At 34.7% G+C, this 24,086-nt stretch carries 27 protein-coding genes; 12 read left to right on the top strand and 15 right to left on the bottom strand.

From position 1 onward, the window contains the following. Positions 1-3 precede the first annotated feature (3 nt). Genes H7U22_RS05440 through H7U22_RS05430 form a run of 3 tightly spaced genes read left to right on the top strand, consistent with a single transcriptional unit; the run spans position 4 to position 1,465 of the window. Positions 4-483, top strand: a complete 480-nt coding sequence (locus tag H7U22_RS05440) for a methylated-DNA--[protein]-cysteine S-methyltransferase (protein WP_187070335.1) — start codon at positions 4-6, stop codon at positions 481-483. A gap of 29 nt (positions 484-512) precedes the next feature. Next, the gene (locus H7U22_RS05435) at positions 513-905 is read left to right on the top strand and encodes a cupin domain-containing protein (RefSeq protein WP_187070334.1); all 393 of its coding nucleotides are present in this window, start codon (positions 513-515) and stop codon (positions 903-905) included. Between the two features lie 56 nt (positions 906-961). Further along, positions 962-1,465 carry a lipocalin family protein gene (locus H7U22_RS05430; protein ID WP_187070333.1) on the top strand — a complete coding sequence of 168 codons (504 nt, stop codon included), beginning with the start codon at positions 962-964 and terminating at the stop codon, positions 1,463-1,465. A gap of 1 nt (position 1,466) precedes the next feature. On the opposite strand, the gene H7U22_RS05425 is transcribed toward H7U22_RS05430, so the two are convergent. The 4 genes from H7U22_RS05425 to H7U22_RS05410 all read right to left on the bottom strand — a co-directional run bounded on the left by H7U22_RS05425 (position 1,467) and on the right by H7U22_RS05410 (position 4,061). Then, positions 1,467-1,865, bottom strand: coding sequence for a hypothetical protein (locus tag H7U22_RS05425; RefSeq protein WP_187070332.1), 399 nt, complete (start codon positions 1,863-1,865; stop codon positions 1,467-1,469). Between the two features lie 115 nt (positions 1,866-1,980). Then, positions 1,981-2,316: a gliding motility protein GldC gene (gene gldC / locus H7U22_RS05420; RefSeq protein ID WP_187070331.1), complete on the bottom strand. Its 336-nt coding sequence runs from the start codon at positions 2,314-2,316 to the stop codon at positions 1,981-1,983. 129 nt (positions 2,317-2,445) lie between these two features. After that, positions 2,446-2,715, bottom strand: coding sequence for a hypothetical protein (locus tag H7U22_RS05415; protein WP_187070330.1), 270 nt, complete (start codon positions 2,713-2,715; stop codon positions 2,446-2,448). Next, entirely contained in the window at positions 2,715-4,061 is a 1,347-nt protein-coding gene (locus tag H7U22_RS05410; protein WP_187070329.1) for a DEAD/DEAH box helicase, read from the bottom strand. The genes H7U22_RS05415 and H7U22_RS05410 overlap by 1 nt, the downstream gene beginning before the upstream one ends. A 326-nt stretch (positions 4,062-4,387) precedes the next feature. On the opposite strand from H7U22_RS05410, the gene H7U22_RS05405 reads away from it, so the two are divergent. From H7U22_RS05405 to H7U22_RS05395, 3 genes are read left to right on the top strand one after another with little or no spacing between them, the layout of a single operon-like run. Then, positions 4,388-5,722 (top strand): dihydroorotase, encoded by a 1,335-nt coding sequence (locus H7U22_RS05405; protein ID WP_187070328.1) that lies wholly within the window; start codon positions 4,388-4,390, stop codon positions 5,720-5,722. A 30-nt stretch (positions 5,723-5,752) separates the two neighbouring features. After that, complete coding sequence (locus tag H7U22_RS05400; protein ID WP_187070327.1) at positions 5,753-5,950, top strand: DUF2683 family protein; 198 nt, start codon at positions 5,753-5,755, stop codon at positions 5,948-5,950. Positions 5,951-5,983: 33 nt separating this feature from the next. Then, positions 5,984-7,066 carry a DUF3810 domain-containing protein gene (locus H7U22_RS05395; protein WP_317172946.1) on the top strand — a complete coding sequence of 361 codons (1,083 nt, stop codon included), beginning with the start codon at positions 5,984-5,986 and terminating at the stop codon, positions 7,064-7,066. Positions 7,067-7,184: 118 nt separating this feature from the next. On the opposite strand, the gene miaE is transcribed toward H7U22_RS05395, so the two are convergent. Continuing rightward, complete coding sequence (gene miaE, locus H7U22_RS05390; RefSeq protein WP_187070326.1) at positions 7,185-7,766, bottom strand: tRNA-(ms[2]io[6]A)-hydroxylase; 582 nt, start codon at positions 7,764-7,766, stop codon at positions 7,185-7,187. A 160-nt stretch (positions 7,767-7,926) separates the two neighbouring features. Between miaE and H7U22_RS05385 the strand changes: the two genes are divergently transcribed. The 3 genes from H7U22_RS05385 (at position 7,927) to H7U22_RS05375 (ending at position 12,613) form a co-directional block, all read left to right on the top strand. Further along, a complete protein-coding gene (locus H7U22_RS05385) occupies positions 7,927-9,150 on the top strand; it encodes a glycosyltransferase (protein ID WP_187070325.1) in 1,224 nt (407 codons plus the stop codon). Between the two features lie 240 nt (positions 9,151-9,390). Further along, on the top strand, positions 9,391-11,247 hold the full coding sequence (gene dnaK, locus H7U22_RS05380) for a molecular chaperone DnaK (RefSeq protein ID WP_187070324.1): 1,857 nt from the start codon (positions 9,391-9,393) through the stop codon (positions 11,245-11,247). A 334-nt stretch (positions 11,248-11,581) separates the two neighbouring features. Further along, positions 11,582-12,613, top strand: coding sequence for an Atu2307/SP_0267 family LLM class monooxygenase (locus tag H7U22_RS05375; protein WP_187070323.1), 1,032 nt, complete (start codon positions 11,582-11,584; stop codon positions 12,611-12,613). Positions 12,614-12,615: 2 nt separating this feature from the next. Here H7U22_RS05375 and H7U22_RS05370 read toward each other — a convergent pair whose 3' ends face one another. Beyond that, positions 12,616-13,059 carry a DUF4395 domain-containing protein gene (locus H7U22_RS05370; protein ID WP_187070322.1) on the bottom strand — a complete coding sequence of 148 codons (444 nt, stop codon included), beginning with the start codon at positions 13,057-13,059 and terminating at the stop codon, positions 12,616-12,618. Between the two features lie 112 nt (positions 13,060-13,171). Between H7U22_RS05370 and H7U22_RS05365 the strand changes: the two genes are divergently transcribed. Together H7U22_RS05365 and H7U22_RS05360 are read left to right on the top strand one after the other, a co-directional pair. Further along, positions 13,172-13,732 (top strand): hypothetical protein, encoded by a 561-nt coding sequence (locus H7U22_RS05365; RefSeq protein ID WP_187070321.1) that lies wholly within the window; start codon positions 13,172-13,174, stop codon positions 13,730-13,732. Between the two features lie 99 nt (positions 13,733-13,831). Next, complete coding sequence (locus H7U22_RS05360) at positions 13,832-14,788, top strand: zinc dependent phospholipase C family protein (protein WP_187070320.1); 957 nt, start codon at positions 13,832-13,834, stop codon at positions 14,786-14,788. Here H7U22_RS05360 and H7U22_RS05355 read toward each other — a convergent pair. The 7 genes from H7U22_RS05355 to H7U22_RS05325 all read right to left on the bottom strand — a co-directional run bounded on the left by H7U22_RS05355 (position 14,785) and on the right by H7U22_RS05325 (position 21,460). Then, positions 14,785-15,474, bottom strand: coding sequence for a DedA family protein (locus H7U22_RS05355; RefSeq protein ID WP_187070319.1), 690 nt, complete (start codon positions 15,472-15,474; stop codon positions 14,785-14,787). The genes H7U22_RS05360 and H7U22_RS05355 overlap by 4 nt on opposite strands. 72 nt (positions 15,475-15,546) lie before the next feature. Then, complete coding sequence (locus tag H7U22_RS05350) at positions 15,547-16,251, bottom strand: hypothetical protein (protein WP_187070318.1); 705 nt, start codon at positions 16,249-16,251, stop codon at positions 15,547-15,549. A 58-nt stretch (positions 16,252-16,309) separates the two neighbouring features. After that, the gene (locus H7U22_RS05345) at positions 16,310-16,993 is read right to left on the bottom strand and encodes a DUF4397 domain-containing protein (RefSeq protein WP_187070317.1); all 684 of its coding nucleotides are present in this window, start codon (positions 16,991-16,993) and stop codon (positions 16,310-16,312) included. Positions 16,994-17,079: 86 nt separating this feature from the next. Further along, positions 17,080-18,204, bottom strand: coding sequence for a DNA polymerase III subunit beta (gene dnaN, locus H7U22_RS05340; protein WP_187070316.1), 1,125 nt, complete (start codon positions 18,202-18,204; stop codon positions 17,080-17,082). Positions 18,205-18,237: 33 nt separating this feature from the next. Then, positions 18,238-19,923, bottom strand: coding sequence for a gliding motility-associated ABC transporter substrate-binding protein GldG (gldG, locus tag H7U22_RS05335; protein ID WP_248284687.1), 1,686 nt, complete (start codon positions 19,921-19,923; stop codon positions 18,238-18,240). After that, positions 19,920-20,645, bottom strand: a complete 726-nt coding sequence (gene gldF, locus H7U22_RS05330) for a gliding motility-associated ABC transporter permease subunit GldF (RefSeq protein WP_187070315.1) — start codon at positions 20,643-20,645, stop codon at positions 19,920-19,922. Before gldF ends, gldG begins: the two co-directional genes overlap by 4 nt. A gap of 41 nt (positions 20,646-20,686) precedes the next feature. Beyond that, positions 20,687-21,460 carry a hypothetical protein gene (locus H7U22_RS05325; protein ID WP_187070314.1) on the bottom strand — a complete coding sequence of 258 codons (774 nt, stop codon included), beginning with the start codon at positions 21,458-21,460 and terminating at the stop codon, positions 20,687-20,689. Positions 21,461-21,593: 133 nt separating this feature from the next. Between H7U22_RS05325 and H7U22_RS05320 the strand changes: the two genes are divergently transcribed. Continuing rightward, positions 21,594-22,640, top strand: a complete 1,047-nt coding sequence (locus H7U22_RS05320; protein WP_187070313.1) for an alpha-L-fucosidase — start codon at positions 21,594-21,596, stop codon at positions 22,638-22,640. 64 nt (positions 22,641-22,704) lie between these two features. Here H7U22_RS05320 and H7U22_RS05315 read toward each other — a convergent pair whose 3' ends face one another. Both H7U22_RS05315 and H7U22_RS05310 read right to left on the bottom strand, forming a co-directional pair. Next, the gene (locus H7U22_RS05315) at positions 22,705-23,271 is read right to left on the bottom strand and encodes an outer membrane beta-barrel protein (protein ID WP_187070312.1); all 567 of its coding nucleotides are present in this window, start codon (positions 23,269-23,271) and stop codon (positions 22,705-22,707) included. A 274-nt stretch (positions 23,272-23,545) separates the two neighbouring features. After that, entirely contained in the window at positions 23,546-24,085 is a 540-nt protein-coding gene (locus H7U22_RS05310; protein ID WP_187070311.1) for a hypothetical protein, read from the bottom strand. Between the last annotated feature and the right edge of the window lies 1 nt (position 24,086).

Genomic DNA, 24,086 nt, shown 5'->3' with positions numbered 1-24,086 from the left:
ATTATGAACTACGCATCCATTATAGAATCGCCTGTTGGCAAATTAACCATTATTGCTGATGATGATTACGTGAGCGAAGTAACCTTTTCTGAGAAAGACGTGGAAGGAACACCAGAGAATAAGCTTACCAAGAAAGTAGCAGATCAATTGAAACAATATTTCGATGGAACATTACAAACTTTTGATTTCCCAATAAAACAAAAAGGAACGGATTTTCAGCAAGAGGTTTGGCAAAATTTAACGACTATTCCATACGCTGAAACGATATCTTATGCAAAATTTTCTGAACATAAGCCTTTGGCCATTAGAGCAATCGCCTCTGCAAATGGCAAAAATAGTCTGGCTATTGTTATTCCCTGCCACCGAGTAATTGGAAGCGATGGAAAATTGGTTGGTTATGCAGGTGGATTATGGCGTAAAAAATGGCTCTTACAGCACGAACATGAGGTAGCTAAAAAAGGACAGACAGAATTAAAATTTTAAAACCCTATAACTTACAGATTTAGAACAAGATGAAGAACGATCAAGCCGAAACTAAACCCAAAAACTACTTAAAAGCCATCCGTTTAATTAATATTGAAGATGGAAAATGCGATTTCGAAATTGGCAAAATCCCTGTCAGACAGCATATAAACGTTAATTATTTCTTTGCCCAAACAGAAGTTGATGCTTATGAAAAAGTTCCTCATCCAGCGCCGAGAAGGCAATACGTAATTACATTAAAAGGTAAGTTGAGATTTAAAGTAAGCAACGGAAATACATTTATTATAGAACCGGGAACAATATTAATTGCTAACGATACAATGGGCAGTGGCCACACTTGGGAAATTTTAGATGGCGATGAATGGGAAAGACTTTACATTCCTTTGGAAACTGACGCTGATGATTATTTCGTTCTAGATTAGCCGTATAAATCCATATTTATTCAAAAATCGTAAATAACATCAAACCTATTGATGTTATGAAAACGATCTGCTCCATTCTATTTCTATTATTAAGTTATTTGCCGATGGATAAAAATGCTCCAGTGGCAAAATTAGATCTGAAAAAATATGCCGGAACTTGGTATTCCTTATACTCAATCCCTACTATTTTTGATAAAGGAAGCAGAGAAACAACAACAAAATATACCTTGAATAAAGATGGTTTCTATAACGTATTAACAACTTACAAAAAGCCTGGAGAGGAAAAGATTTATTCAAGAAATTCGAAAATGTTTCCATCGGAAGAAGGAAATAATGGAGAATTGCAAGCACAATTTATATGGCCTATTAAAGTAGACTATTGGATTATCGAGCTTGCTGAAGATTATTCTTACGTGGTTGTTGGTCATCCAGACCATAAGTTTCTATTCATCATGAGTCGGAATCAAACTATGCCGAAAAAGACTCATGATGAAATTGTTGCCAGGTGTAAGGCAAAAGGTTACGAGGTAAGCAAACTCACCTCGCAATTTAAGGGCTAAATTAAGCCGTAATTTTTTCTCCGCGTTTAACGCTGAAAAGCATAAATAATACCCCAACTAAAAGTACAATCCATCCCCATTGGAAATGAACAACTCTACCAATTAGTTTATTTGCAAAACCGTATTTTGTATAATTATTTGCTGTAAAATACACGGCAACTACTGCTAATACATACCAAATTGCCATAACGAAACTCATAAACTTGAATGCGCCAATTTTTCTGATGAAAAGAAAAAGAACCGATATGGCTATAATTGCATAAGTAATTAAAAATAAACGAGCATCAGACTGATACAAGTTCCAATTGCCTTTAATGGGCACTTTTAACATTGGGCAGAAGCCAGCTATCACACATAACAAAATGCCTAACCAGGCGTAAAATTTATTTAGAATTAACATATCTTGTTTAACTGTTTATTTGTTTGAATGAATTAATTGCTAATAGACCACAGTTTTGTAGCTAACTTGTTTTGCATTTTCTAATAACCAATGAACCAATGAACCAATGACTATCCTACTGTCCCTCAATAATCCCCATTTTATCAGCAAAGTGCGCACAGTAATCGCGAAGATCTTCAACAATTAAAGTTTCGTTTGTTGCTTTTAAAAAAGTATCGCCCATGGTTTGCAAAGTTTCATAAAAGAAACGTTTCATTTCATCAACAGGCATATCTTTTGTCCAAAGATCTAAGCGCATTGAATTTTTATAGTTGTGATCCCAAAGTGCTAAAATCATTGCTTTTACAGGTACTTTGTCTGTATTGCCAGCGTCAGTACTTTCCCAAAGCAAATTCTCTGGATTATTCTGTTCATCCAATTCAACAGTTATTGTTATTTTTTCTTTTCTCATTATTAAAAATTGATTCCACCGATGAAATGATTACACAGATTATCGATTATTTTTTACGGTTGCAAAGATGCTTAATTTTTGGTTTGATTAAATAAATGAAAGGGCTACACAGATATTTTTACGATTTAATTACGCTACTTTTTGCAAAATCAACATCAAAATCGCAGCGATAACAATAAAAACCAACTCAACAACCCAAATCCGCTTTAAACTTTTAAAACTGAAACGGAAAATCAAATCTGTAATAAACGTTACAACGATTAAGCAACCTAAAATGAGTTTATAAAATCCACCCATATCAAAATGTTGCCCTGTAGTTTTCGTTTGGAAAATACTTACTACCAAAAATGCAAACGCAATAGAGGTTACAATATTTAAAGGTGTAATCCTTACATTCATTACTTTTTCTTATCGAATTTTTTACCTTTTTTAAAACTCTTAACTTCTTTTCCAGCTTTAGCCTTTGCTTTCTCTCTTACCTTTTTCTCAATTGCTGCAGCATGTTTCTTTTCGTGGAAAGCACCTTTAAAATCAGGATCTTCTTTACGTTTTTGCAAATCGATCTCTTTGGCAATATACTGACGCTCCTCATATGGAGTTTCGTCAATAAATACACCTTCAGGTATTTCGGCAACAGGAATATATTGGCGAATTAGTTTTTCAATTTTACGGATGTAATATTTCTCTGCATCGGTAGCAAAAGTAATCGCATCACCTTTAGAAAAAGCTCTCCCAGTTCTACCAATCCTGTGTACATAATCCTCAATAATAATCGGCACATCAAAATTAATAACATGGCTTACATCGCTTACATCAATCCCTCTACTGGCCACATCTGTTGCAACCAAAACTCGGATGTTACCTTCCTTAAAACTGTTAATAGAGTTAATTCTGGTATTCTGTCCTTTATTGGCATGGATTACACGAACATTTTCGGCACCATATCTTCGCTCAATAAAACTGTAAATATTATCTGCAACGGTTTTCGTTTTACAAAAAATAATTAAACGATTAAAAGTTTCGTCATTCTTTAATAAATGCTGAAGCAGATTTATTTTAGTTTTAAAATTGGGCACATAATATAAAGCCTGTGTAACATTCGCCGCTGGGGTAGCTTGCGCTGATGCCTCAATTACTAAAGGATTATTTAAAAAATCACCAGCAATTTTCTGTACCAAATCGCTCATTGTTGCAGAGAAAAGCAAGTTTTGGCGTTTACGAGGAACAATTTCTAAAATTCTATGAATAGAACCGATAAAGCCCATATCCATCATTTTATCGGCTTCATCTAAAACCAAAAATTTAAGACTTTGCGTGTTAATATCGCCAGCTAAATATAAATCCAAAAATCTTCCTGGTGTGGCAATCAGAATATCAATTCCTTTCGCAATTTGCTCCTTTTGTGTTTTCGGACCAATTCCACCAAAAATCACAAGCGAACGTAAATCGGTATAAGTAGAAAAAAGTTTAACCTGTTCTGCAATTTGCATAGCTAATTCTCTTGTCGGCGATAAAATCAAAGCTCTTGGATTATCGCCTTGAGCATATTTCAATTGCATTAAAATCGGCAATACAAATGCGGCAGTTTTACCAGTTCCAGTTTCTGCGATTCCAAAAATATCTTGTCCAGAAAGCACAGGAGCAATTGCCTTTTCCTGAATGGGTGTCGCTACAGTGTAACCTGCATCGGCAACTGCATTTAATATTTGCCTATTTAACTTAAATTCTTCAAACGATTTTGCCATAGCGCACAAAGATAGGTTTTTTAAGCCGAAAGGCTAAAAGCTTAGAGACCAAAGCGAAAAGACCAATGCACAAAACACTTAAATGTTCTTATATTTCTTAAAGGTTTAAAATTTTCAGAAAAGCAATTTCAGTAATTCTTCGGTTATGGTAGTCCTGCCATTCGCTTTACTTCGCAAATCAGCCGCGAGGGCTGATGCTACGTGCCCGCTACTGTCACGTTTATTTAACTTAAACCTATGCTAAAAACTCAGTTTCCACCTTTCATCCGCCCAAATCTTGATTCTTGATACTCGCAACTTAATACTAATTTACTACCTTTGAAACTATGAATTCTTACCTGATAAAAGCCGCCACAATTGTAAACGAGGGACAAAAAATTGTCGCCGATGTATTGATTAAAGATGGATTTATAGAGAAAATCGGTCAGAATTTATCTGCGCCAGAAGCTCAGGAAATCAACGCCGAAGGACAATATCTTTTACCAGGAATGATTGATGATCAAGTTCATTTTCGTGAGCCGGGACTAACAGATAAGGGAGATATTTTTACCGAAAGTATGGCAGCCGTAGTTGGTGGAATTACCTCTTTCATGGAAATGCCTAACACCGTTCCGAATACTTTAACTCAAAAACTGCTTGCCGATAAATATGCAATCGCTGCAGAAACTTCATTGGCTAATTATTCATTTTATATGGGTGCCAGCAATGATAATTTAGAAGAAGTTTTAAAAACCGATCCTAAAAATGTTTGTGGAATTAAGGTTTTCATGGGTTCATCAACCGGAAATATGCTGGTGGATAATGAAAAAACTTTAGAGAACATTTTTAGTAAAGCACCAATATTAGTGGCCACGCACTGTGAAGATGAACAAACTATTCGTGAGAACTTGGCTAAATTTAAGTCGGAATATGGTGATGATTTAACAATAGATATGCACCCATTAATTCGGAGCGCGGAAGCTTGCTATAAATCATCTTCATTAGCCGTAGAATTGGCAAAACAATATCAAACCCGCTTGCATATTTTGCACATTTCAACTGCAAAAGAAATCGCTTTGTTTGATAATACGATTCCATTGAAAGATAAAAAAATTACTGCAGAAGCTTGTGTGCACCATTTGTGGTTCAATGATAAAGACTATGCTACTAAAGGGAATTTTATTAAATGGAACCCTGCCGTAAAAACAGAAAACGATCAAAAAGGAATTTTAAAAGGCGTTTTGGAAGACAATATTGATGTTATTGCAACAGACCATGCACCACATACTTTAGCTGAAAAGCAACAATCTTATTCTAAAGCACCATCTGGCGGTCCATTAGTTCAACACGCGTTGCCCGCTTTATTAGAAATGCACCTACAAGGCAAAATTTCTTTAGAAAAAATCGTTGAAAAAACAGCTCATAATTTGGCAATTTGTTTCGATATAGAAAAACGAGGCTTCATTCGTGAAGGATATTGGGCCGATTTAGTTTTGGTAAATTTAAACGATCCATTCAAAGTAACTAAACTCAATGTATTTTATAAATGTGGCTGGTCGCCATTTGAAGGAGACACTTTCCAAGCAAGTATAACGCACACATTTGTGTCGGGAAATTTGGCTTATCAAAATGGCAAATTCACAACGGATCAGATTGGGAAACGCTTAACTTTTGCAAGATAGTTTTGTTATATTTGTTTAATAGGAAAAAAAGTGGAAACTTTAATCGCACATCCAAAAAACGAGGAACAGGCAACAGCCTTAAAAGCTGTTATGAAAGTTTTAAGGATTGAGTTTGAAACTGAAGAAAGCCCATATAATCCAGAATTTGTTAAAGATATATTGCAAGCACGAGAAGACATCAAAAATGGCAAAGGTGTGAAAATCGTTGCTGAAGATTTATGGAAGTAATTAAATTCAATCTTTAAAAGCCCATTATCAATAGTGTTCAAGCATTCGGTATATAAAACACTCTTGGTTTCAATCAGTATAACTATATTAATTTATTTTTTTGGCCAATTCCCCTCCCAAGTTCAAAAATATTATTCAGCAGGCCTCTATCCTATTATTTCTTCAAGTTTAAGATTTATCTCCTCGATATTTCCTTTTGCCATTGGCGATATCATTTATGCTTTGCTCATCGTTTTTGTATTCTATAAAATCATCAAATTCTATCAAAAAATTCGAAAGAAAGAACTTCATAAATCGCACAGAATTACTGTTCCTCTTCAAGTTTTAAACTTCTTTTTAATTCTAAATATTATTTTTAAAATTGTTTGGGGCCTAAATTACAGTCGGCCAACTATTAGTGAAGAACTTGGAATAGGAAATAAAAAATACAATGTTAAAGAACTCGTTTTACTGGGCAACTACTTTGTACAAAAAACGAATGATCAAAAAATTCAAACCACAAAACAAGGTAAAATACCCACTTACACCATTCAAGAACTGGAATCTTTATCTGCCTCTGCTTATCAATTAAGAGAAAGACAAAATGCTGTATTCAGATACAAAAATCCTTGCGTTAAATCTGTACTGAACAGTTGGATAATTAGCAAAGTTGGTATTGAGGGTTATTATGCACCTTTAAGTGGTGAAGCTAACATCAACATGAATTTACCTGATTTTGTGAAACCTTATGTTACTTGCCACGAAATTGCGCATCAATTAGGAATTGCTTATGAAGATGAGGCAAATCTTTTAGGCTATTTAACCGCAAGTAACAGTAATAATGTTTACTACAAGTATTCTGCGAACTATGAAATGTTGAGGTATATTTTGTTCGAAATTAGAATGAAATCTCCAGATGATTATAAGTTACTTTATGATAAATTATCTGCTGGAGTTTTAGCAGATTTTAAAACTGAAAAAGAATTCTGGCGAAAGTATAATGGCGATATGTTTGGATATATGGATGCTGCCTTTGATCGATTTTTAAAACTTAATAACCAGAAAAAAGGAATTGATAGCTATCAAGATATTGTAATATGGCTGTGGAATATCCATAAAAAGGAAATTACCCCCTAGCCCCCTAAAGGGGGAAATCAAAGCATGATGAAAAAGCGAGGCGTATTTTTTTAAGCTTATTTATGGTACGTTTACATCAACTATAGAAAGTCAAAGCCCCCTTTAGGGGGTTGGGGGGTTATCCATGTATTGCCTCTTTTGTCCCGAAACTCTGAATCAAATCGCCTTCAAAATCAAGCCATTCCTTCCAACGTTTATCTACATCGACATCAACTGTATATTTTCGGGCAAAGTTTAAAAAAGTAGTATAATGTCCGGCTTCAGAAACCATTAATTCATGGTAGAATTTTGCCAATTCTTCATCCTTGATATTTTGAGACAAAACACGAAAGCGTTCACAACTTCTGGCTTCAATCATCGCAGCAAATAAAAGCCGATCAATAAAAGCTTGGTTTCTACTTCCATCCTTTTTACTAAACTTAACTAATCTACCCACATAATCATCTTTACGTTCTCGACTAAGTGTATATCCTCTTTGTTTGATAATGTTAATAACCATTTGAAAATGTTGCATTTCCTCTATCGCTATTGCTGTTAACTCTTCAACTAAATCTTGATGTTCTGAATTTTGGGTAATTAGGGTTATCGCATTTGTTGCGGCTTTTTGCTCGCACCAAGCATGATCAGATAAAATCTCTTCCAAATTAGACTCAGCAATATTTGCCCAACGTGGGTCTGTTAATAGTTTTAATCCTAACATTCGGTGATGTAAATTGAAATGCAAAATTAAGAATATTTAATATACGTTTAATATCTCACGCAGATTTAGAAGATATACGCAGATTTTAAATTTTAATTAGCAAAAATCACATTTATCTGCCGGAGCAAAAAAAAAGCACTTATTTTGCAGGTAAACAAATATGAAAGCAAAGAAAATATTGATTATTGGATTAGTCTGGCCTGAACCTACTTCATCGGCAGCAGGAACACGGATGATTCAATTAGTTGATTTATTTTTGCACAAAGGTTATGAAATCACTTTTGCCACAGCGGCATCAAAAAGCGATTTCAGTTATGATTTTTCCAAAATCGATGTTAAAGAGCAGGAAATTAAACTCAATGATGAAAGTTTTAATACCTTTTTAAAAGAACTTAATCCAGCTATTGTAATGTTCGATCGCTTTATGATTGAAGAACAATACGGCTGGCGAGTGAAAGAGGAATGCCCTAACGCCTTTTTAATTCTAGATACTGAAGATTTACATTTTCTCCGCCAGGCAAGGCAACAAAGCAACAAAAAACAAATTCCGGCAGATTTATTTTCAGATACCGCAAAGCGAGAAATAGCCTCTATTTTACGTTGCGATTTATCTTTAATTATTTCTGAAGTGGAGATGAAAATTCTTCAAGAACAATTTAATTTAGATGGTTCTTTACTTTACTATTTGCCATTTTTAGAAGAAGAAATCACATCTGAAATTATTCAAAAATGGATTCCCTTCGAAGAAAGAGAAGGCTTTGTATTTATAGGTAATTTTATCCACGAGCCTAACTGGAATACGGTCCAATATTTAAAAACAATCGTTTGGCCAGCATTACGCAAAAAACTACCAAAAGCAAGCCTAAATATTTATGGTGCGTACGTAGTTCCAAAAGTATTGCAGTTAGAGCATAAAAGCGAGAATTTTTATGTTCATGGAAGAGCTAAAAATGCCCGACAGACCCTTTCACAACATAGAATTCTAATTGCGCCCATCCAATTTGGAGCTGGTATGAAGGGGAAATTTATTGATGCAATGCAAGTTGGAACGCCATCTGCAACTACGTCAATTGGTGCGGAAGCGATGAAAGGCAACTTGACTTGGAATGGAATTATTGAAGATGATTTAGAATGTTTTATAGATAAAACTGTAAGGTTATATCAAGATAAAACATTGTGGCTTAATGCTCAACAAAATGGCGTACAGATTATCAATGAAAGATATTTGATAAAAAAGTTTGCTGACCACTTCATTAATCATGTAGAAAATCTGAATTTATCTTCCCATCGTCAGAAGAATTTCTTTGGCCAAATTTTAAGTCATCATAACGCCCAAAGTACAAAGTATTTTTCTTTGTGGATTGAAGAAAAGAATAAGAGATAGTATTTTGGCCTAGAAGCAGTTAATTTTTTGTTAATAAACCTGATGGAAACGACAGCCCGAGCATTTTCTGCGAGGCTATAGTGTACAGCAGGGATTCAGTTGCTAAGCATTACCGAACCATACATTTCCAAAAAAAGATAGATAGATTTTGAACTTGGCTGTTTCCAAGCTTCCAACTTCTTTACAACATTAAAACATTTCAACCTTAAAACATTGCAACAATCTCCGTAAATTCGCCCCATGGCAAAAATATCGATCAATCTGGCCACAGGTTCATTACAGAAAGAAGAAATTATAGTTGGAATAGATTTGGGAACAACCAATAGCTTGGTTGCTTTTATAAATCCAGATAAAAACCCGCAGGTTATTAATGATGCAGGAAAGGGCATTTTAGTACCTTCTGTAGTTTATTTTAATAATCAAAACGATGTTGTTGTAGGTAATGAAGCAAAAGAATTCTTAACCACTGATCCTACCAATACCATTTTTTCAGTAAAACGATTATTGGGACGTTCTTATAATGACGTTGCCGACCATAAAGCCATTTTCTCTTACAAAATAATTGATGATGATACTGATTCTCTAGTAAAAATTCAAGCCGGAAATCGCTTTTACACACCCATCGAATTATCTGCAGAGATTTTAAAAGAATTAAAGGCAAGAGCAGAGCATGCTTTAAAAACGCCTGTTAACCGAGCAGTAATCACCGTTCCGGCATATTTTAACGATAGTCAACGCCAAGCTACACGAGATGCAGGAAAACTTGCCGGTTTAGATGTGATGCGCATTGTTAACGAACCAACCGCAGCCAGTTTGGCTTATGGAATTGGTTTAGATCCATCGCAGCAAAAAACGATAGCTGTTTACGATTTGGGCGGAGGAACTTTTGATGTATCTATTCTTCAAATTCAGAATGGAATTTTCGAAGTTTTAGCAACCAATGGAAACACATATTTAGGTGGCGATGATTTTGACCGTTTAATTTTAAACTATTGGATTGAGAAGAATAATTTAAATTTGGCAGAGGTTGCTGAAGATAATATTTTAATGCAAACACTTCGCTTAAAGGCAGAATCGGCAAAAAAAGCTTTATCAACACAAAATTTATTTAATGAACAGGTTGGAGAGATTTGGTGCACTTTAGATAAACAAACTTTCGAGCAATTAATTGCTGCTAAGGTTGAAGAAACGATAACGGCTTGTAAAAATGCATTAGCCGATGCCAGTTTAACTTCAAATGATATTGATGAAGTCATATTAGTTGGCGGTTCTACCCGCACGCCATTTGTAAAACAAGCTGTAGAAAATTTCTTTGGTAAAACACCTCAAGATAACATCAATCCTGATGAAGTTGTAGCACTTGGTGCCGCTATCCAGGCGGATGTTTTGGCGGGAAACCGCTCGGATATTTTGTTGTTGGATGTTACGCCACTTTCATTGGGCATCGAAACCATGGGTGGTTTAATGGATGTAATTATTGCTAGAAATAGCAAAGTACCTACAAAAGCTGGCCGACAATATACCACCTCTCTTGATGGACAGATAAATATGAAAATCTCGGTCTATCAGGGCGAGCGTGACTTAGTTAAAGAGAACCGTAAACTTGCTGAATTTGATTTAAAAGGAATTCCGGCAATGCCAGCAGGTTTACCAAAAGTGGATATTAACTTTTTGCTTAATGCTGATGGGATTTTAACTGTTCAGGCTATAGAATTACGTTCTGGCGTAAAACAAGAAATCGAAATTACACCAAGTTATGGCTTAAGTGATGATACTGTTGAGAAAATGCTAATCGATAGCATTACACATGCAAAAAGTGATGTTGAGCAACGTATGTTAATCGAGGCTCGTAGCGAAGGTGAACAATTGCTTTATACGGCAGAGCGTTTCATCGAAAAACATGCGGAGCATTTAACTGCATCAGAAATTGCAGAGACAAAGATTCATATTGAAGCGTTAAAAACTGCTTTGGCATCACAAGAAAAAGATGCGATTTTGAAAAAAGCTGATGAGCTTAACGAATTTACCCGCCCATTTGCGGAACGTGTTATGGATGCTGCAATTTCTACAGCAATGAAGGGCAAGAAAATAGAATAAAAATTTATAATTAATGGTTCGTGGAGACACGAACCATGGCGTTAGAGTGCGATGATATTAACTCCTGTAAGGACTTTTGTCGTCATTGCGAGGCACGAAGCAACCTTAACATTATTGCATGGAATAAAAACCCAAAGCATTAGGATTGCTTCGTGCCTCGCAATGACGGCCGTATCAAAATTACATCTATCAATATAACTTAGATTATAACATTTAACTCTCCTATTTTCTATGCAAACTTTGTGCTCTCCGTGGTAAAATCCTTCTTTTCTTACCATACATCAAAAATTTCTAAACACTAAGCACTTAACTTTGTTAAAATTATTTAGCAATTATGGAATTAGGTATTGGCATGTTCGGCGATTTGCAAATTAATGCAAAAGGTGAAGTTCAACCCGCTCAACAAAGACTTCAAGAAATTATAGAAGAAATTAAATTAATGGATGAAGTTGGCTTGGATTTCTATGGAATCGGTGAGCACCACAGACCCGATTATGCCGTTTCTAGTCCTGAAATAATTTTAGCGGCCGCAGCAACCGTAACCAAAAATATTAAATTAAGTAGCGCCGTTTCGGTTTTAAGCTCTTCAGACCCTGTAAAGTTATACCAAAGCTTTGCTACGATAGATTTGATCTCTAATGGCAGAGCAGAATTAATGGCTGGTCGCGGAAGTTTTATTGAATCTTTTCCCTTGTTTGGCTATAATCTGCAAGATTACGATGAGCTTTATGAAGAAAAGTTAGAATTACTTTTGAAAATAAATGAAAACCCTAAAATAAGCTGGAAAGGCAAATTCAGACCGGAACTGGTAAATCAAGAAGTTTTACCTCGTGCAGTAAACGATCATTTAAAAATTTGGGTAGCTGTTGGCGGAACACCAGAATCAGTAGAGCGAGCTGGAAGATTAGGTTTACCGGTAATGTTTGCCATTATTGGCGGTCAGCCCATTCAATTTAAACCACTATTTGATTACTACAAAAAAGTTTATCAAGCATATGGCCACGATATGAATAAGTTCGAGGTTGGCGTTCATATGCATTCGTTATTCGGCGAAAACAGCAAAGAAATAGCAGATTATTACTATCCACTATATTCTGCGCAAATGAATAGAGTTGGCCGTTCTCGCGGTTGGCCACCTTATCAACCAAACCAATTTGATGCTGGTAGAAGTAAAAGTGGAGCTTTAATTATTGGCGATGCAAGTGAATCAGTAGATAAAATTTTAGCCATGGAAGAAACTTTTGGCTTAACGCGTTTTTCAGCTCACATGGATGTTGGTGGTCCTTCACATCAAGCTATGATGAAATCAATTGAAATATTCGGAACTCAAATTGCACCGAAAGTTAGAGAAGCGTTAAAAAAGTAAATCTATTCCTGGTTATTTTTAACGAAAATCTGCCAGAAAGAATAAACATAACAGCCCACACAAACCGCAAACAGACTTTCTAATAAGGCGAAGCATAGCATAACTACAGATAGAATATCAGCAATGGTTTGGAAATTTAGCAGGTAAAAAACAGCAATAAACAAACTGAAAACGCCACCCAAAGTTGCCGCGAATTTTTTAGGCGCTAAATCGGTCATTTTTGGAGGGAGTGAAAACGATTTCGCCAATCGAATTGATATTGCCTTCAAAATGCTCAGTTTTCTTGTGGTAAATGCTCTTATCGAAAAATCAAAGACGAGAAAAAGCATTGCCCAATAATTGGAAAATAGGATACAACTTAAAGTAATCAAAGCCACCAAAAAAGCAACAATTCGAATTACACTTTCATTAACTCTTTCTGCAGATATTGGACAAGATAATTCCATAAAAAATTTATTTGTTGTGAATTTAGGAAACTCGTTTATTTATTATCTAACATTTTGATAATTTTACATCTATAAATCAATTGTTATTTAATGCTCTAACTTATCATCTAGCATGCAAACAAGAAACGCTCTAATTATTATCCTTTTTATTCTTATTTCGGTAACAGTTTCTTGTAAAAATAGAAGGCAACAAATTGATTTAGTTCAACAAGCCAGTTTCAATCAAGCCATTATTGCTGATTTTACTTCGTATAAAAAACTAAATGATTTAATTGTTGAACATATGGATACGATTATAAAATTTAGAAAGGCTCAACTCGATCATCCTGGAGAAGTGGAGGAATTTCATTTCCTGCACGACAACGAAAAGGAAAATAGTTTTATTCAAAAGGATATCAACTTCAGCAACATGCCCAAGTTTATATTTCCGAAACTAGACAGCGCATTTTATTCAATAAAGAAAGGCAATATAAGCGGTTTTAGTATAACCACAAGAGGGATGGTCGACATGTCAGTAGAGCATACATACAGCGAAAAAACTAACTGTGACACTTATGGAAGCCTGGTGTGGCAAATGCCGAAAGATTTGCCCCTCATATCAACCGCAAAAGATACTTTATTACGCGATCAATGTAGATATATCCTCCATGTTGTGAAACGTGGAAATCCTTAAATCTTAATCGAAATAATTATTTGTCAGTTAATACAGAAACGTGAAAATATTTATAGTATGAAAGATTATTTCACGGAGTAATCTTCTTATCTTCATTCTATGAAAAGATTAACGATTTTAATTGCGTTAATCATCCCTTTATTTCTATGTACTTCTTGGGGCTTTTTTGCCCACCAAAGAATAAATAATTTAGCGATTTTTACTCTACCAAACGGTATGATTCGTTTTTATAAAAAGAACATCAAATATATTACCGAACATGCTGTAGATCCTGATAAACGCAGATATGCCGATACACTAGAGGCACCACGACATTATTTGGATGTAGAAAATTATGAAAAGGAAATTGATAGCATTCCACAGAAATGGAATGATGCTGTTGCTAAATATTCTCTAAAAAAACTGAATGAGAATGGCATTGTTCCGTGGCAAGTTCAACGAACTTACTTCAGCTTGGTTAAGGCCTTTAAAACGCGAGATTCGATCAAGATTTTAAAATACTCTGCAGATTTAGGCCATTATATCGGTGATGCTCACGTTCCCCTGCACACCACTTCTAATCACAATGGGCAGTTAACAAATCAGGTTGGCATACATGCTTTTTGGGAAAGCCGTTTGCCCGAACTATTTTCAACGAATTATAGCTTTGTGGTTGGTAAAGCTTTTTACGTCGAAAATCCATTAAAAGAAGCTTGGAAAATTCTTAAACACACGCACAGTCTTGTTGATACTGTGTTAACTTTCGAAGCACAATTAAATGCCTCTTTTCCTTCAGATAAAAAATATAGTTTTTCCGAAAGGAACAATACAGTGCTTAAACAATACTCTGTGGCATACTCCAAGGCTTATCATGATGCAATGAAAAAAATGGTAGAAAAGCAAATGCGCTCTGCAATTTTAGAAATTGGTTCTTTTTGGTATTCTGCATGGGTAGATGCTGGCCAGCCCGAACTTAAAAATTTAATAAAAATAGATCTTATCCCCGATGAAAAGAAAGAGAATAATGATGCAGATAAAAAATTTGAGAAAGGTGCAATCATTGGAAGAGAAATCTAGCTCGCTTTTGAATCTTCACCTTCAATAATTTCTTCAATTTTCTTTGGTTTCATTCTGCTTTTTACTGCAGCCCAAACAGCAGGTACAAAAGTAACAACTGCTATGAATATTATTACTAGCTCAAAATTGTTTTTAATAATTGGAATTTGACCTAATAGATAACCGCCCATCAATAAAGCAAAAATCCAAGCAACGCCACCAATAATGTTATAATAAGTAAACCGACCGAATGGCATTTTAGCTATCCCTGCTACAAATGGTGCTATTGTTCTAAAAATTGGAAGAAAACGACTCAACATAATTGCTTTTCCACCATGTTTTTCAAAGAATTCGTGAGATTGGTGGTAATATTTAAGCTTTAAAATTTTATTTTTTTCCTTAAATACACCAGCTCCCAGTACACTTCCAAGTTTATAATTAACGGTATTACCGAGAATAGCTGCAATGATTAAAATAATCAGCATCAGCCAAATATTCAAACCAGTTTCATGCTCGCCCGCAATTAATGCGCCCATAGCAAACAATAAAGAATCGCCAGGAAGAAATGGAGTAACTACGAAACCTGTTTCCGCGAAAATGATTAAGAATAAGATTAAGTAAGTCCAGGTTTGGTATTCATTAACAATTTCTGCTAAATGAACGTCTATATGAAGGATAAAATCTAAAAGCTGTTGTAGTAATTCCAATGTGTATGATTTTGGGCAAAAATAGGAATATCAAAATGATTAATAGACTAATCGAAGATATTAATGTTACAATTAATTATTTGCGATGAGGCGTTCGAGTAACTTACCCCCTTTATTACCATCAAGCACGATGGTAACGATTTTACCTGTAGAAAATCTATTTGATTTTAATGTATCAACAACGTTCGCTGAATCAACTAGATTGACGTAGATTTTGTTCTTACCAGCGAACCGAACTGGAATATAATCCGTCATTTCGCCATAATCTAAAGTTTTAGTAAAAGTATTTAAGCTATCTCTTATAACAACCTTTGAACCTAGCGTGTAGCCAAGATTAATAAAAAAAAGTCGTGTATTGTTTACATCAGGTTTCAAATCATCTTCATGAAAAAGCAATAAAGAATCTGGCATAGTACCTTTTGTTTTCGTGTAAAAAACCGAATAGTTTTTACCGATTTTAATCAGCTGACTTAAAGAGCCTTTAAGGCCTAAGGTTGTATTAAAATTTTTCGCTGAGAATTTGTAGGTCTGTCCATCTGGCAAGTATGTATTTACTGGAATAACTACGTAAGCTGTACTTGAGCCATAACTTACTGAAGAGCCATATTTTACACTATCCAGATAGAAATCTTTGGATAACCCAGTGCTTACATAATTAGAAAAAATAACTTTAGCATCTCCAGCAATTGTACTATCATTTTTGATACAAGCGCTTAACAAAAGTAAAGTACTCAGAAATAGTAAAATTTTTGAAATTACAAATTGTGAATGTTTCATATAGAATTGCTATACAATTAAAACGTAAAGATAGCAGAAGGATTTTAGTTTGGAAGATTTAATTATCAGCAATAAGATGCGCTTCTAGAGCTGAAGCGGTAATTCCACTAAACCAAATGGTGTATATTTTGCCAGCTTCTAATGTGGCACCATCTATAGTCTTAATACTTCCTGAACCAACTACATTGAATCGTAAATTTATACCGGGTTCAACATTAAAATAGTTTGAATCTTCTTTATATAGCAGACCATTAACGAATTGAGTTCCGCCCTGAACAGTTACATTAATCCCAGTAGCAAAATATGGTGTTAAATTAATCAGCTTAATTTTAGCCTTACCTACTTCGGTACTGCTTAAATTGTCTTCATAGCTAACTACTTCCCGGTTTCCCGTTTTATCACTCACTAAAAAAGCCGAATAGGTTATTGACGGGGTAAAGTTAATAGAGGCTTTTGTAGAAATATTATTGGTTCCCATAAAAGAAACATTTCTGCTTCCAGAGCCAACTTTTAAATAGTCGCTACTTTCTCCAAATGCAAGTGCGGTTGAAGTAAGTTTTTCACTATCGAAATAAACATCTTGATTTGATTCTGTTTGTACAGCATTAATCATTTTAACTTTTGCCTCACCTCTTACTATTACATCTGGATCGTGTTTTTTGCAGGAAATAAATACGCTTGAAAGTATTAAAAATAGAAATAACTTATTTAGAGAGATTGAGTGCTTAGTATAGATTTTCATAGGATGTTTTGTATTTGGCAGTTTACAAAAATGGCTTGGTCAAAAACCAAGCCATTTCCTATAATTTTAACTAAAAAGATAATGTATTAATAACTGTTATTTAACATAACTGGCATAACCAACATCAAAACATCTTCATTTTCATCATTTGTTTGTGGAATTAAAAGACCTGCTCTATTTGGAGTAGATAGTTCTAAGGTAACCTCATCGCCACTTAAATTACTCAACATTTCTATCAAAAAACGTGCATTAAAGCCAATTTCTAAGTCTTCACCATCATATTGACAGCTTAGGCGCTCATGAGCTTCATTTGCAAAATCTAAATCTTCTGAAGAAATATTAAGCTCGCTTCCGTTTATTTTTAGTCTTACCTGATGAGTAGTTTTATTAGCGAAAATTACAACACGACGTAAAGTATTTAAAAACAATCCTCTATCGATAACCAATTTGTTTGGGTTGTTTGTTGGAATTACTGCCTCATAATCTGGATAGCGTTCGTCTATTAAACGACACACCAAATTGATGTTTTCGAACTTAAAGAAAGCACTTGTAGCATTATAATCAACTGATACATTGATATCTGTTGATGGCAATGCTGCTTTTAAAAGTGTTAATGCTTTTTTAGGTAAGATAAATGAAGTTGCTTTATCAGCTTTACTATCCATACGGCGATAACGCACCAATTTATGCGCATCAGTAGCAACGAATGTAATGTGCTGAGGAGATAACTGGCAATAAACACCTGTCATTGCAGGGCGCAACTCATCGTTACTTACCGCAAATATTGTTTTTGTAATGGCTTCTGTTAAAACTGAAGCAGGTAAATTTACAGATGATGCATTTTCAACAACTGGAATTTTCGGAAAATCATCTCCATTTTCTCCGCTTAATTTATATTTACCATCGCCTGCGCTAATTTCTATAGCAAATGTAGCATCGTCTATATTAAAAGCAATTGGTTGATCTGGTAAAGTTTTTAAGGTATCTAATAAAATTTTAGATGGCACAGCTACTTTGCCTTCTTCTTTTGATTCTACAGCCAAAGAGGTTGTCATACTGGTTTGCAAATCTGTAGCAGAGATGGTTAAGTTACCGTCTTTAATCTCGAATAAAAAGTTTTCAAGTATAGGCAAAACTGTACTGCTGCTAGATGCACCATTTACAGTTTGTAAGTGTTTTAATAAAGTTGATGTGGATACAATAAATCTCATGATATCAATTAGTCTTCTTCAAAAATATAAAAATTATTTAGCGTACTTGTACTTGCGGTAATAATGTTGAAAAATTGCGAAGAATATTAACAATAGCAAAGGCGCCACAATATTTATGAATTGCCATTTTGTTTTTTCAATCTTCAACTTTGCTTTATCCAGCAATCTAATTTTAACTTCTTTATTACGCAGAGCGATGAGGTTGTCTTCATCGGTAAAGTAATCTACAATGTTCAATAATAACGCTTTATTTCCATAAGTGCGCTGTGTAAATCGATCAAACCCTAAAGGAAATGGTGAGCCGTCCTTTTCAGCGATCTGATTTTTAAAAATATCACCATCCCCAATTACAATCATTTTGGTTGGTTTACTCTTACTAGCCAACGTAAAAGGATTTGTTATTCCAGCAGGCAAAGGTCGTCCTTCAAAAACAGAAGGAAAACTACCTTCTAACATTAGGCCAACATTTTGTGGAGGATTTTGAAAGGTTTTAGGATCTGGTTCTTCGGCTACCATTTGCAAGGTAAACAGTTTTGGCACATTAAATACCTTGTTGAATGAAGAAGTTGTTAATATGTAAGATTTTTTAACATTTTTAACTCCAATAGTATCAACTGTACTTGGAAATTCTGATTTTATGCCATCTAATTTTTTAACCACACTGTGAACAGTATCTGGCAATAAAATTGGATAATAAAGCCACGGCACCAACCTCATTTGGCTTTGCCCAGCAACACTTCCTGTTGATATTGGAATATCTACACAATTACGATCGGCAATTACATTATAATTTATTCTGGCGCCGTACATAAAAAGCATGTCGTCTAAATTTAAATTATTATTAAAAACCATTTGCCCATTTCTGCCTTTTAAGCTATCCAACTCAGCGTTAACCTGATCAATACTCCAAACTACACGCCCGCCATTCATCACAAAGTAGTTTATTTTATACTTCTCAGTTTCGGTAAAGGGTTTCTTTGGCTTTGCAATAATGAGCAATTTAAGTTTATCAAGTCCATCCTTTTCAATGGTATTTAAATCCACACGACCAACTTCGTAACTACTTGAAAGTGTAAACCTAGCATCATAAAGCTGTAAATCAGTTAGTTCTCCATTTGATTCAGTAAATCCAATCCTAGGATTTTCGCCACTTACTATTTTCTTTAAACTTGATGTAAAAGTGTACTCTAAATTTTCAATGGATCTGTTAAAATTATCTTCATAACCTGCTCCAGCTTCTAAATTTTGGAATAATTTAATGGGAATTTGTTTACCATCACTTTCCATCATCGCCATCAGGAAAACCAGTTTTTGGGTTAATCCTGATTCTGTTTTTACACTGATATTGGTGGCCTCGATGCCCTGCTGATATAAATTGGTAATTACTGTATCTTGATCAGCCTGATTTCGACCTGCTATTGGATCAACAAAAACAACCTTAATTTCGCTTTTAGAATAGGCTTTATAATCAGCTAATAAATCCTTCACCGCAGTTTGCAATCGCTTAAAAGCTGGGGGCAGTTCACCATCTAAAAAAACAGTTATAATTACTGGCTTTTCATTTTTTTGAAGGATGCTTTTTGTTTTATCACTTAAGGTAAACCTTTTATCTGCTGTAAAATCAAACCGATGATAAACGTATTGCCCAGCAAAGTTTAAAATGATTAACACGACTAAGACACCAATAAAATTGATCCATTTATTTTCCCTTTTCATCATTTCTTACCTCCCATTATAAGTTTGGTAAACAATAAAAAAAGAGCAGAAAAGCTGATGAAATAAATCAGATCTCGAGTATCCAAAACGCCCCTACTTATAGAAATATAATGCTCGTTAATGCCAAAAGCTGTAATTGTAGTTTCAAATTTCTGCAAGGCGATAATCTGACTGGTATAATCGAAGCCTAGAAAAGCAAAAGCACATAGGCTGGCACAAATTACGAAAGCAATAACTTGGTTTTTTGTGAGTGAAGAAGCAAAGATTCCGATGGATGTAAATGCTGAACCCAATAAAAACAACCCGATATAAGAGCCAATTACGGCTCCAGAATCTATATTTCCTTTAGGAAAACCCAACTCAGAAATGGAATAATAGTAAACCAATGTTGGAATAAGCGCAAACAAAACCAAGACTAAGCTTGCAAAATATTTAGCCATAATAATTTGCCAAAGTGTTATTGGCTTAGTTATTAAGAGCTCATAAGTTCCTTCTCGTCTTTCCTCAGCAAAAGATCGCATGGTAATTGCCGGAATCAGGAACATAAAAAGATAAGGCACCAAACTAAAAAAACCACCAAGTTCGGCATAGCCATAATCAAGCAATGATGTATCTGGAAAAAACCAGAGCAAAAGGCTCGAAACCAGTAGAAATATGCCGATGGTTATATAAGCAACCATCGAACTTAAGAAACTGAATAATTCGCGTTTAAAAACTGCGTACATGTGCGATTAAAACGTCGAAGTTAACTAAATATTCCAGCAAATTAAAGATGATCGCGAAGTAAATAAGCCTTAAATAAATCGCTTACATCTGTTATACTTTGATAATTCGGCGTAATTAATCCAATCCCCGGATGATCTTGATCCCAGATAGCCCCAACCATTACGGAACTGATAATTATAAATATACAGGTAACAATAAAGGTTTGATTGCTGTGCACTTTTTTCATAAAACCAATCAAAAAAGCCATCATGAACGAATAAAGTATTAGAATACTCATGATTAATGATGGTGTACTCTTCCCGTAATTCATGGTTAAGCGAATATATGCAGAACGTAAATTGCTGGTTTCGGTTGTAATTTCAGATATTTCCGCTTTAGATTCTGGCTTCTGTTTTATGTATTCAATTAAAAAATAATCGAACTGCTGATCATTTTTTACAATCTCTTTCACAATTCCTTCGCTCTGCTTAGCATCTGGATTTAAATTGTGATTGTGAATTTCAAAAAATGCCTTAAGATAGTTCTGTACCCCTTTTCTCAATTCAGGTTCGTAATATTTAGATTTTTTAACCACCAATGAGAGCTTATCTGCTACAGCATAAATTTCGTCATTTCGCTGACTTGCGTGGTTACTAGAGCCCACTAACGCAAAAGATATCAAGAGCGCATAAATACTCATTAAGCTAGATTCTAACCCAATATTTTTCCAAGATTTGTTTAAGCGCAGGCGATGTGCGGCGTAACGTGCGCCAACAAAAACGCTTAAAAGCAGCAGGAATGGATATAAAAAGAGAAAAAATATGTATTGAAACATGAGCTGAGTTTAGAATTATAAAAATATAAAGCCTGATTGCACTTGTAACTCCTTAGTTACTAAGATGAAAATCGAAAATAAATATATTTACGGCTTATCTAAGCTATTTATTTTTTTACCTAATCCCAATTTTATGAAAAAACTATTTTTATCGATCATCGCGATGCTGATGTTCTGCTTTTGCAATGCTCAAGAAAAACCGAACATCTCCCCAATTGCTTCTTTAAAACCAAATCAGTACCAATTAGAACAAATTAAAAGAAAGTACGGAATGTTTATCCATTTCGGAATGAACACTTTTCATGATGTGGAATGGTCTGATGGAACTCTTCCCCCTACTTCCTACCAACCATCGGCAATTGATGCAGAACAGTGGGTAAAAACGGCCAAAAATGCTGGAATGAAATATGTTATTCTCGTTACGAAACACCATGATGGCTTTTGTTTATGGAACAGTAAGTACACAGATTATGATGTAGAATCTTCTACTAATAAAACAAATGTGGTGGAAGCTGTTGCCAAAGCCTGCAAAAAGTATGATATTGGTTTGGGCCTATATTATTCTCTTTGGGATAGGAAACAAAATGAAGACGTTGAAAATGCAACCCTCGATAAAGCCTATAATGAATATATGGTGAATCAAATTGGTGAACTTTTAGAGATTACCAAAAATGCAAAGGTTAAAGTTGTAGAATTTTGGTTTGATGGAGGTTGGTTAAAACCAAACAAACGATGGCCAGCGCAAGATCTTTACAATGCCATAAAATCTAAAGCCCCACAATGCCAAATTGGAATAAACTGGACTATTGGTTTACCAGAAAACGAAGATGCGCATCCAGTTTTGCCAGATAAGCAAAAAGAAAGTTTTCCGATTCGTTATTTCCCTAGCGATTTTAGACTTGGCGATCCGTATTTACCAGCCAATCCAGATCCAAAAACATTCTCTCACGATGGCAAACAATGTTATATGCCGTGGGAATCTACAATTTGTATGAGTTCGAGATGGTTTTATAATACCAAGGATACTACTTATAAATCAGTAAAAGTTTTAGCAGAAAGTTATAAAAAAGCAACAGCGCAAAATAATATATTGATTTTAAATTGTCCACCAAATCGTGAAGGAAAGATGAGACAGGCAGATATTGACTTGCTTATGGCACTCAAAAAAGAAGTGATGTAAATTTGATCAAACAAAAAATGGCTCCAAAAATTTGGAGCCATTTAAACACAAAGTTTTAATAAAATTATTTTTTACCGCCACCTAAGAAGAAACCTACTTTAAAAGCTAAGTAATTGTATTTAATACCATTGTCTTTACCAGCAAAGTTATATTCTATTGCAGTACGGAAATGACCTGTTTCAATACCAACTCTTGGAGCGAAACCAAATTTAGTTGTAGAACCTACAGCAATATTTTGGCTATTATCACTAATGCTAACACCAGCAACGCTATAAATACCTAAACCTAATCCAGCAAAGGGTCTTACACTTTTAGTATTGAACATGTAATCAGCTGTTGCTAAATAAGAACTTGTTGATTTAATATCACCAGTAAAAGATTGACCGTTAGATTCAAACGAATACGCAGTTAATGCAGATTCTAATCTTAAACCTAAAGTGATTTGATCGTTGATAGCATATTTTGGTTCTACAGCAAATAGAACTCCACCTTTACTGCCTGAACCTGCAGGTACAGCGTAACCAAAAGCGATGTCGACTTTAAATGGTTTGAATGTTTCTGATTGAGCATTTGCTTTAAAAGCAGAAAAAGAAACGATAACGAAGAGAATGGCAATTTTTAGACTTTTCATGTTGTTTTTTTAAATTAGTTGTTTATTGTATATCTAATCTCCCGCTAGGCAAAGCCAATGCCATTAGAAACAAATCAGCAACAAACACCTAAAAAATTAGTTAATAACCTTGTAATCAACAGGAAAAGTTTTTAAAAAACACATTTAAGCGTAGAACCTAAGAAATTGGATAATAAATAATTGGGAACTTTTTTCCCCACTAAGAAACCCTATTTTCCCAATGTGAGGAAAATAGTCTACACAACCATTGGTTGTAAAAATAATGCAGGATAGTTTATAAATCGAAAACGTAAGCGAAGCGAATGCCTACAAAACCTTTACTGCTGGAGGTATTTAAAATAATCAAGTTATCATTCTTCCCAGTCCAAACTTCGTATCGAATCCCTAAATCCAGTTTATTTTTACCGGAAAGGCGAAATAGATTTCCAATTCCGGGCGACCAAACAAAGAGTGTTCTTTGCCCATTATCTAAAGCGAGCGCAGCACCGAGCTGGCCTTCGGCATAAAAACTCTCACTTAATTGATATTTTAATCCAGCTTTTAATGGCACATAAGTTAAATCTTGAATGCTCATAATTTGATTTCGCTTACCAAAAAAGTTCATATAACCACCATTGAATGTAATTGCAAGATTTCCCGAAACTGGAAGATCAGCTTTTAAGGATGCGCCGATTCCGAATCCAGAAAGTGCAGTAAAATTACCTGATGGCAACCCCAGCTCTGCCCCTACGCTAATCTGTGGAGAATTTTGAGCTTGAGATTTTGAATAAATTAAAAGAATAAATAGAACTAGGGCGAGTTTGAATTTAAACATA

This window comes from Pedobacter fastidiosus (assembly GCF_014306625.1).
GTDB classification, from domain to species: Bacteria; Bacteroidota; Bacteroidia; order Sphingobacteriales; family Sphingobacteriaceae; genus Pedobacter; species Pedobacter fastidiosus.
Note: the sequence above shows the minus strand (reverse complement) of the source record. Positions and strands in the feature narration are given on the sequence as shown.

Bases quoted from the DNA above. Each gene is read 5' to 3' on its own strand.
- H7U22_RS05440 (WP_187070335.1), top strand. From the start codon at position 4: ATGAACTACGCATCCATTATAGAATCGCCTGTTGGCAAATTAACCATT.
- H7U22_RS05435 (WP_187070334.1), top strand. From the start codon at position 513: ATGAAGAACGATCAAGCCGAAACTAAACCCAAAAACTACTTAAAAGCC.
- H7U22_RS05430 (WP_187070333.1), top strand. From the start codon at position 962: ATGAAAACGATCTGCTCCATTCTATTTCTATTATTAAGTTATTTGCCG.
- H7U22_RS05425 (WP_187070332.1), bottom strand. From the start codon at position 1,865: ATGTTAATTCTAAATAAATTTTACGCCTGGTTAGGCATTTTGTTATGT.
- gldC (WP_187070331.1), bottom strand. From the start codon at position 2,316: ATGAGAAAAGAAAAAATAACAATAACTGTTGAATTGGATGAACAGAAT.
- H7U22_RS05415 (WP_187070330.1), bottom strand. From the start codon at position 2,715: ATGAATGTAAGGATTACACCTTTAAATATTGTAACCTCTATTGCGTTT.
- H7U22_RS05410 (WP_187070329.1), bottom strand. From the start codon at position 4,061: ATGGCAAAATCGTTTGAAGAATTTAAGTTAAATAGGCAAATATTAAAT.
- H7U22_RS05405 (WP_187070328.1), top strand. From the start codon at position 4,388: ATGAATTCTTACCTGATAAAAGCCGCCACAATTGTAAACGAGGGACAA.
- miaE (WP_187070326.1), bottom strand. From the start codon at position 7,766: ATGTTAGGATTAAAACTATTAACAGACCCACGTTGGGCAAATATTGCT.
- H7U22_RS05385 (WP_187070325.1), top strand. From the start codon at position 7,927: ATGAAAGCAAAGAAAATATTGATTATTGGATTAGTCTGGCCTGAACCT.
- dnaK (WP_187070324.1), top strand. From the start codon at position 9,391: ATGGCAAAAATATCGATCAATCTGGCCACAGGTTCATTACAGAAAGAA.
- H7U22_RS05375 (WP_187070323.1), top strand. From the start codon at position 11,582: ATGGAATTAGGTATTGGCATGTTCGGCGATTTGCAAATTAATGCAAAA.
- H7U22_RS05370 (WP_187070322.1), bottom strand. From the start codon at position 13,059: ATGGAATTATCTTGTCCAATATCTGCAGAAAGAGTTAATGAAAGTGTA.
- H7U22_RS05365 (WP_187070321.1), top strand. From the start codon at position 13,172: ATGCAAACAAGAAACGCTCTAATTATTATCCTTTTTATTCTTATTTCG.
- H7U22_RS05360 (WP_187070320.1), top strand. From the start codon at position 13,832: ATGAAAAGATTAACGATTTTAATTGCGTTAATCATCCCTTTATTTCTA.
- H7U22_RS05350 (WP_187070318.1), bottom strand. From the start codon at position 16,251: ATGAAACATTCACAATTTGTAATTTCAAAAATTTTACTATTTCTGAGT.
- H7U22_RS05345 (WP_187070317.1), bottom strand. From the start codon at position 16,993: ATGAAAATCTATACTAAGCACTCAATCTCTCTAAATAAGTTATTTCTA.
- dnaN (WP_187070316.1), bottom strand. From the start codon at position 18,204: ATGAGATTTATTGTATCCACATCAACTTTATTAAAACACTTACAAACT.
- gldG (WP_248284687.1), bottom strand. From the start codon at position 19,923: ATGATGAAAAGGGAAAATAAATGGATCAATTTTATTGGTGTCTTAGTC.
- gldF (WP_187070315.1), bottom strand. From the start codon at position 20,645: ATGTACGCAGTTTTTAAACGCGAATTATTCAGTTTCTTAAGTTCGATG.
- H7U22_RS05325 (WP_187070314.1), bottom strand. From the start codon at position 21,460: ATGTTTCAATACATATTTTTTCTCTTTTTATATCCATTCCTGCTGCTT.
- H7U22_RS05320 (WP_187070313.1), top strand. From the start codon at position 21,594: ATGAAAAAACTATTTTTATCGATCATCGCGATGCTGATGTTCTGCTTT.
- H7U22_RS05315 (WP_187070312.1), bottom strand. From the start codon at position 23,271: ATGAAAAGTCTAAAAATTGCCATTCTCTTCGTTATCGTTTCTTTTTCT.
- H7U22_RS05310 (WP_187070311.1), bottom strand. From the start codon at position 24,085: ATGTTTAAATTCAAACTCGCCCTAGTTCTATTTATTCTTTTAATTTAT.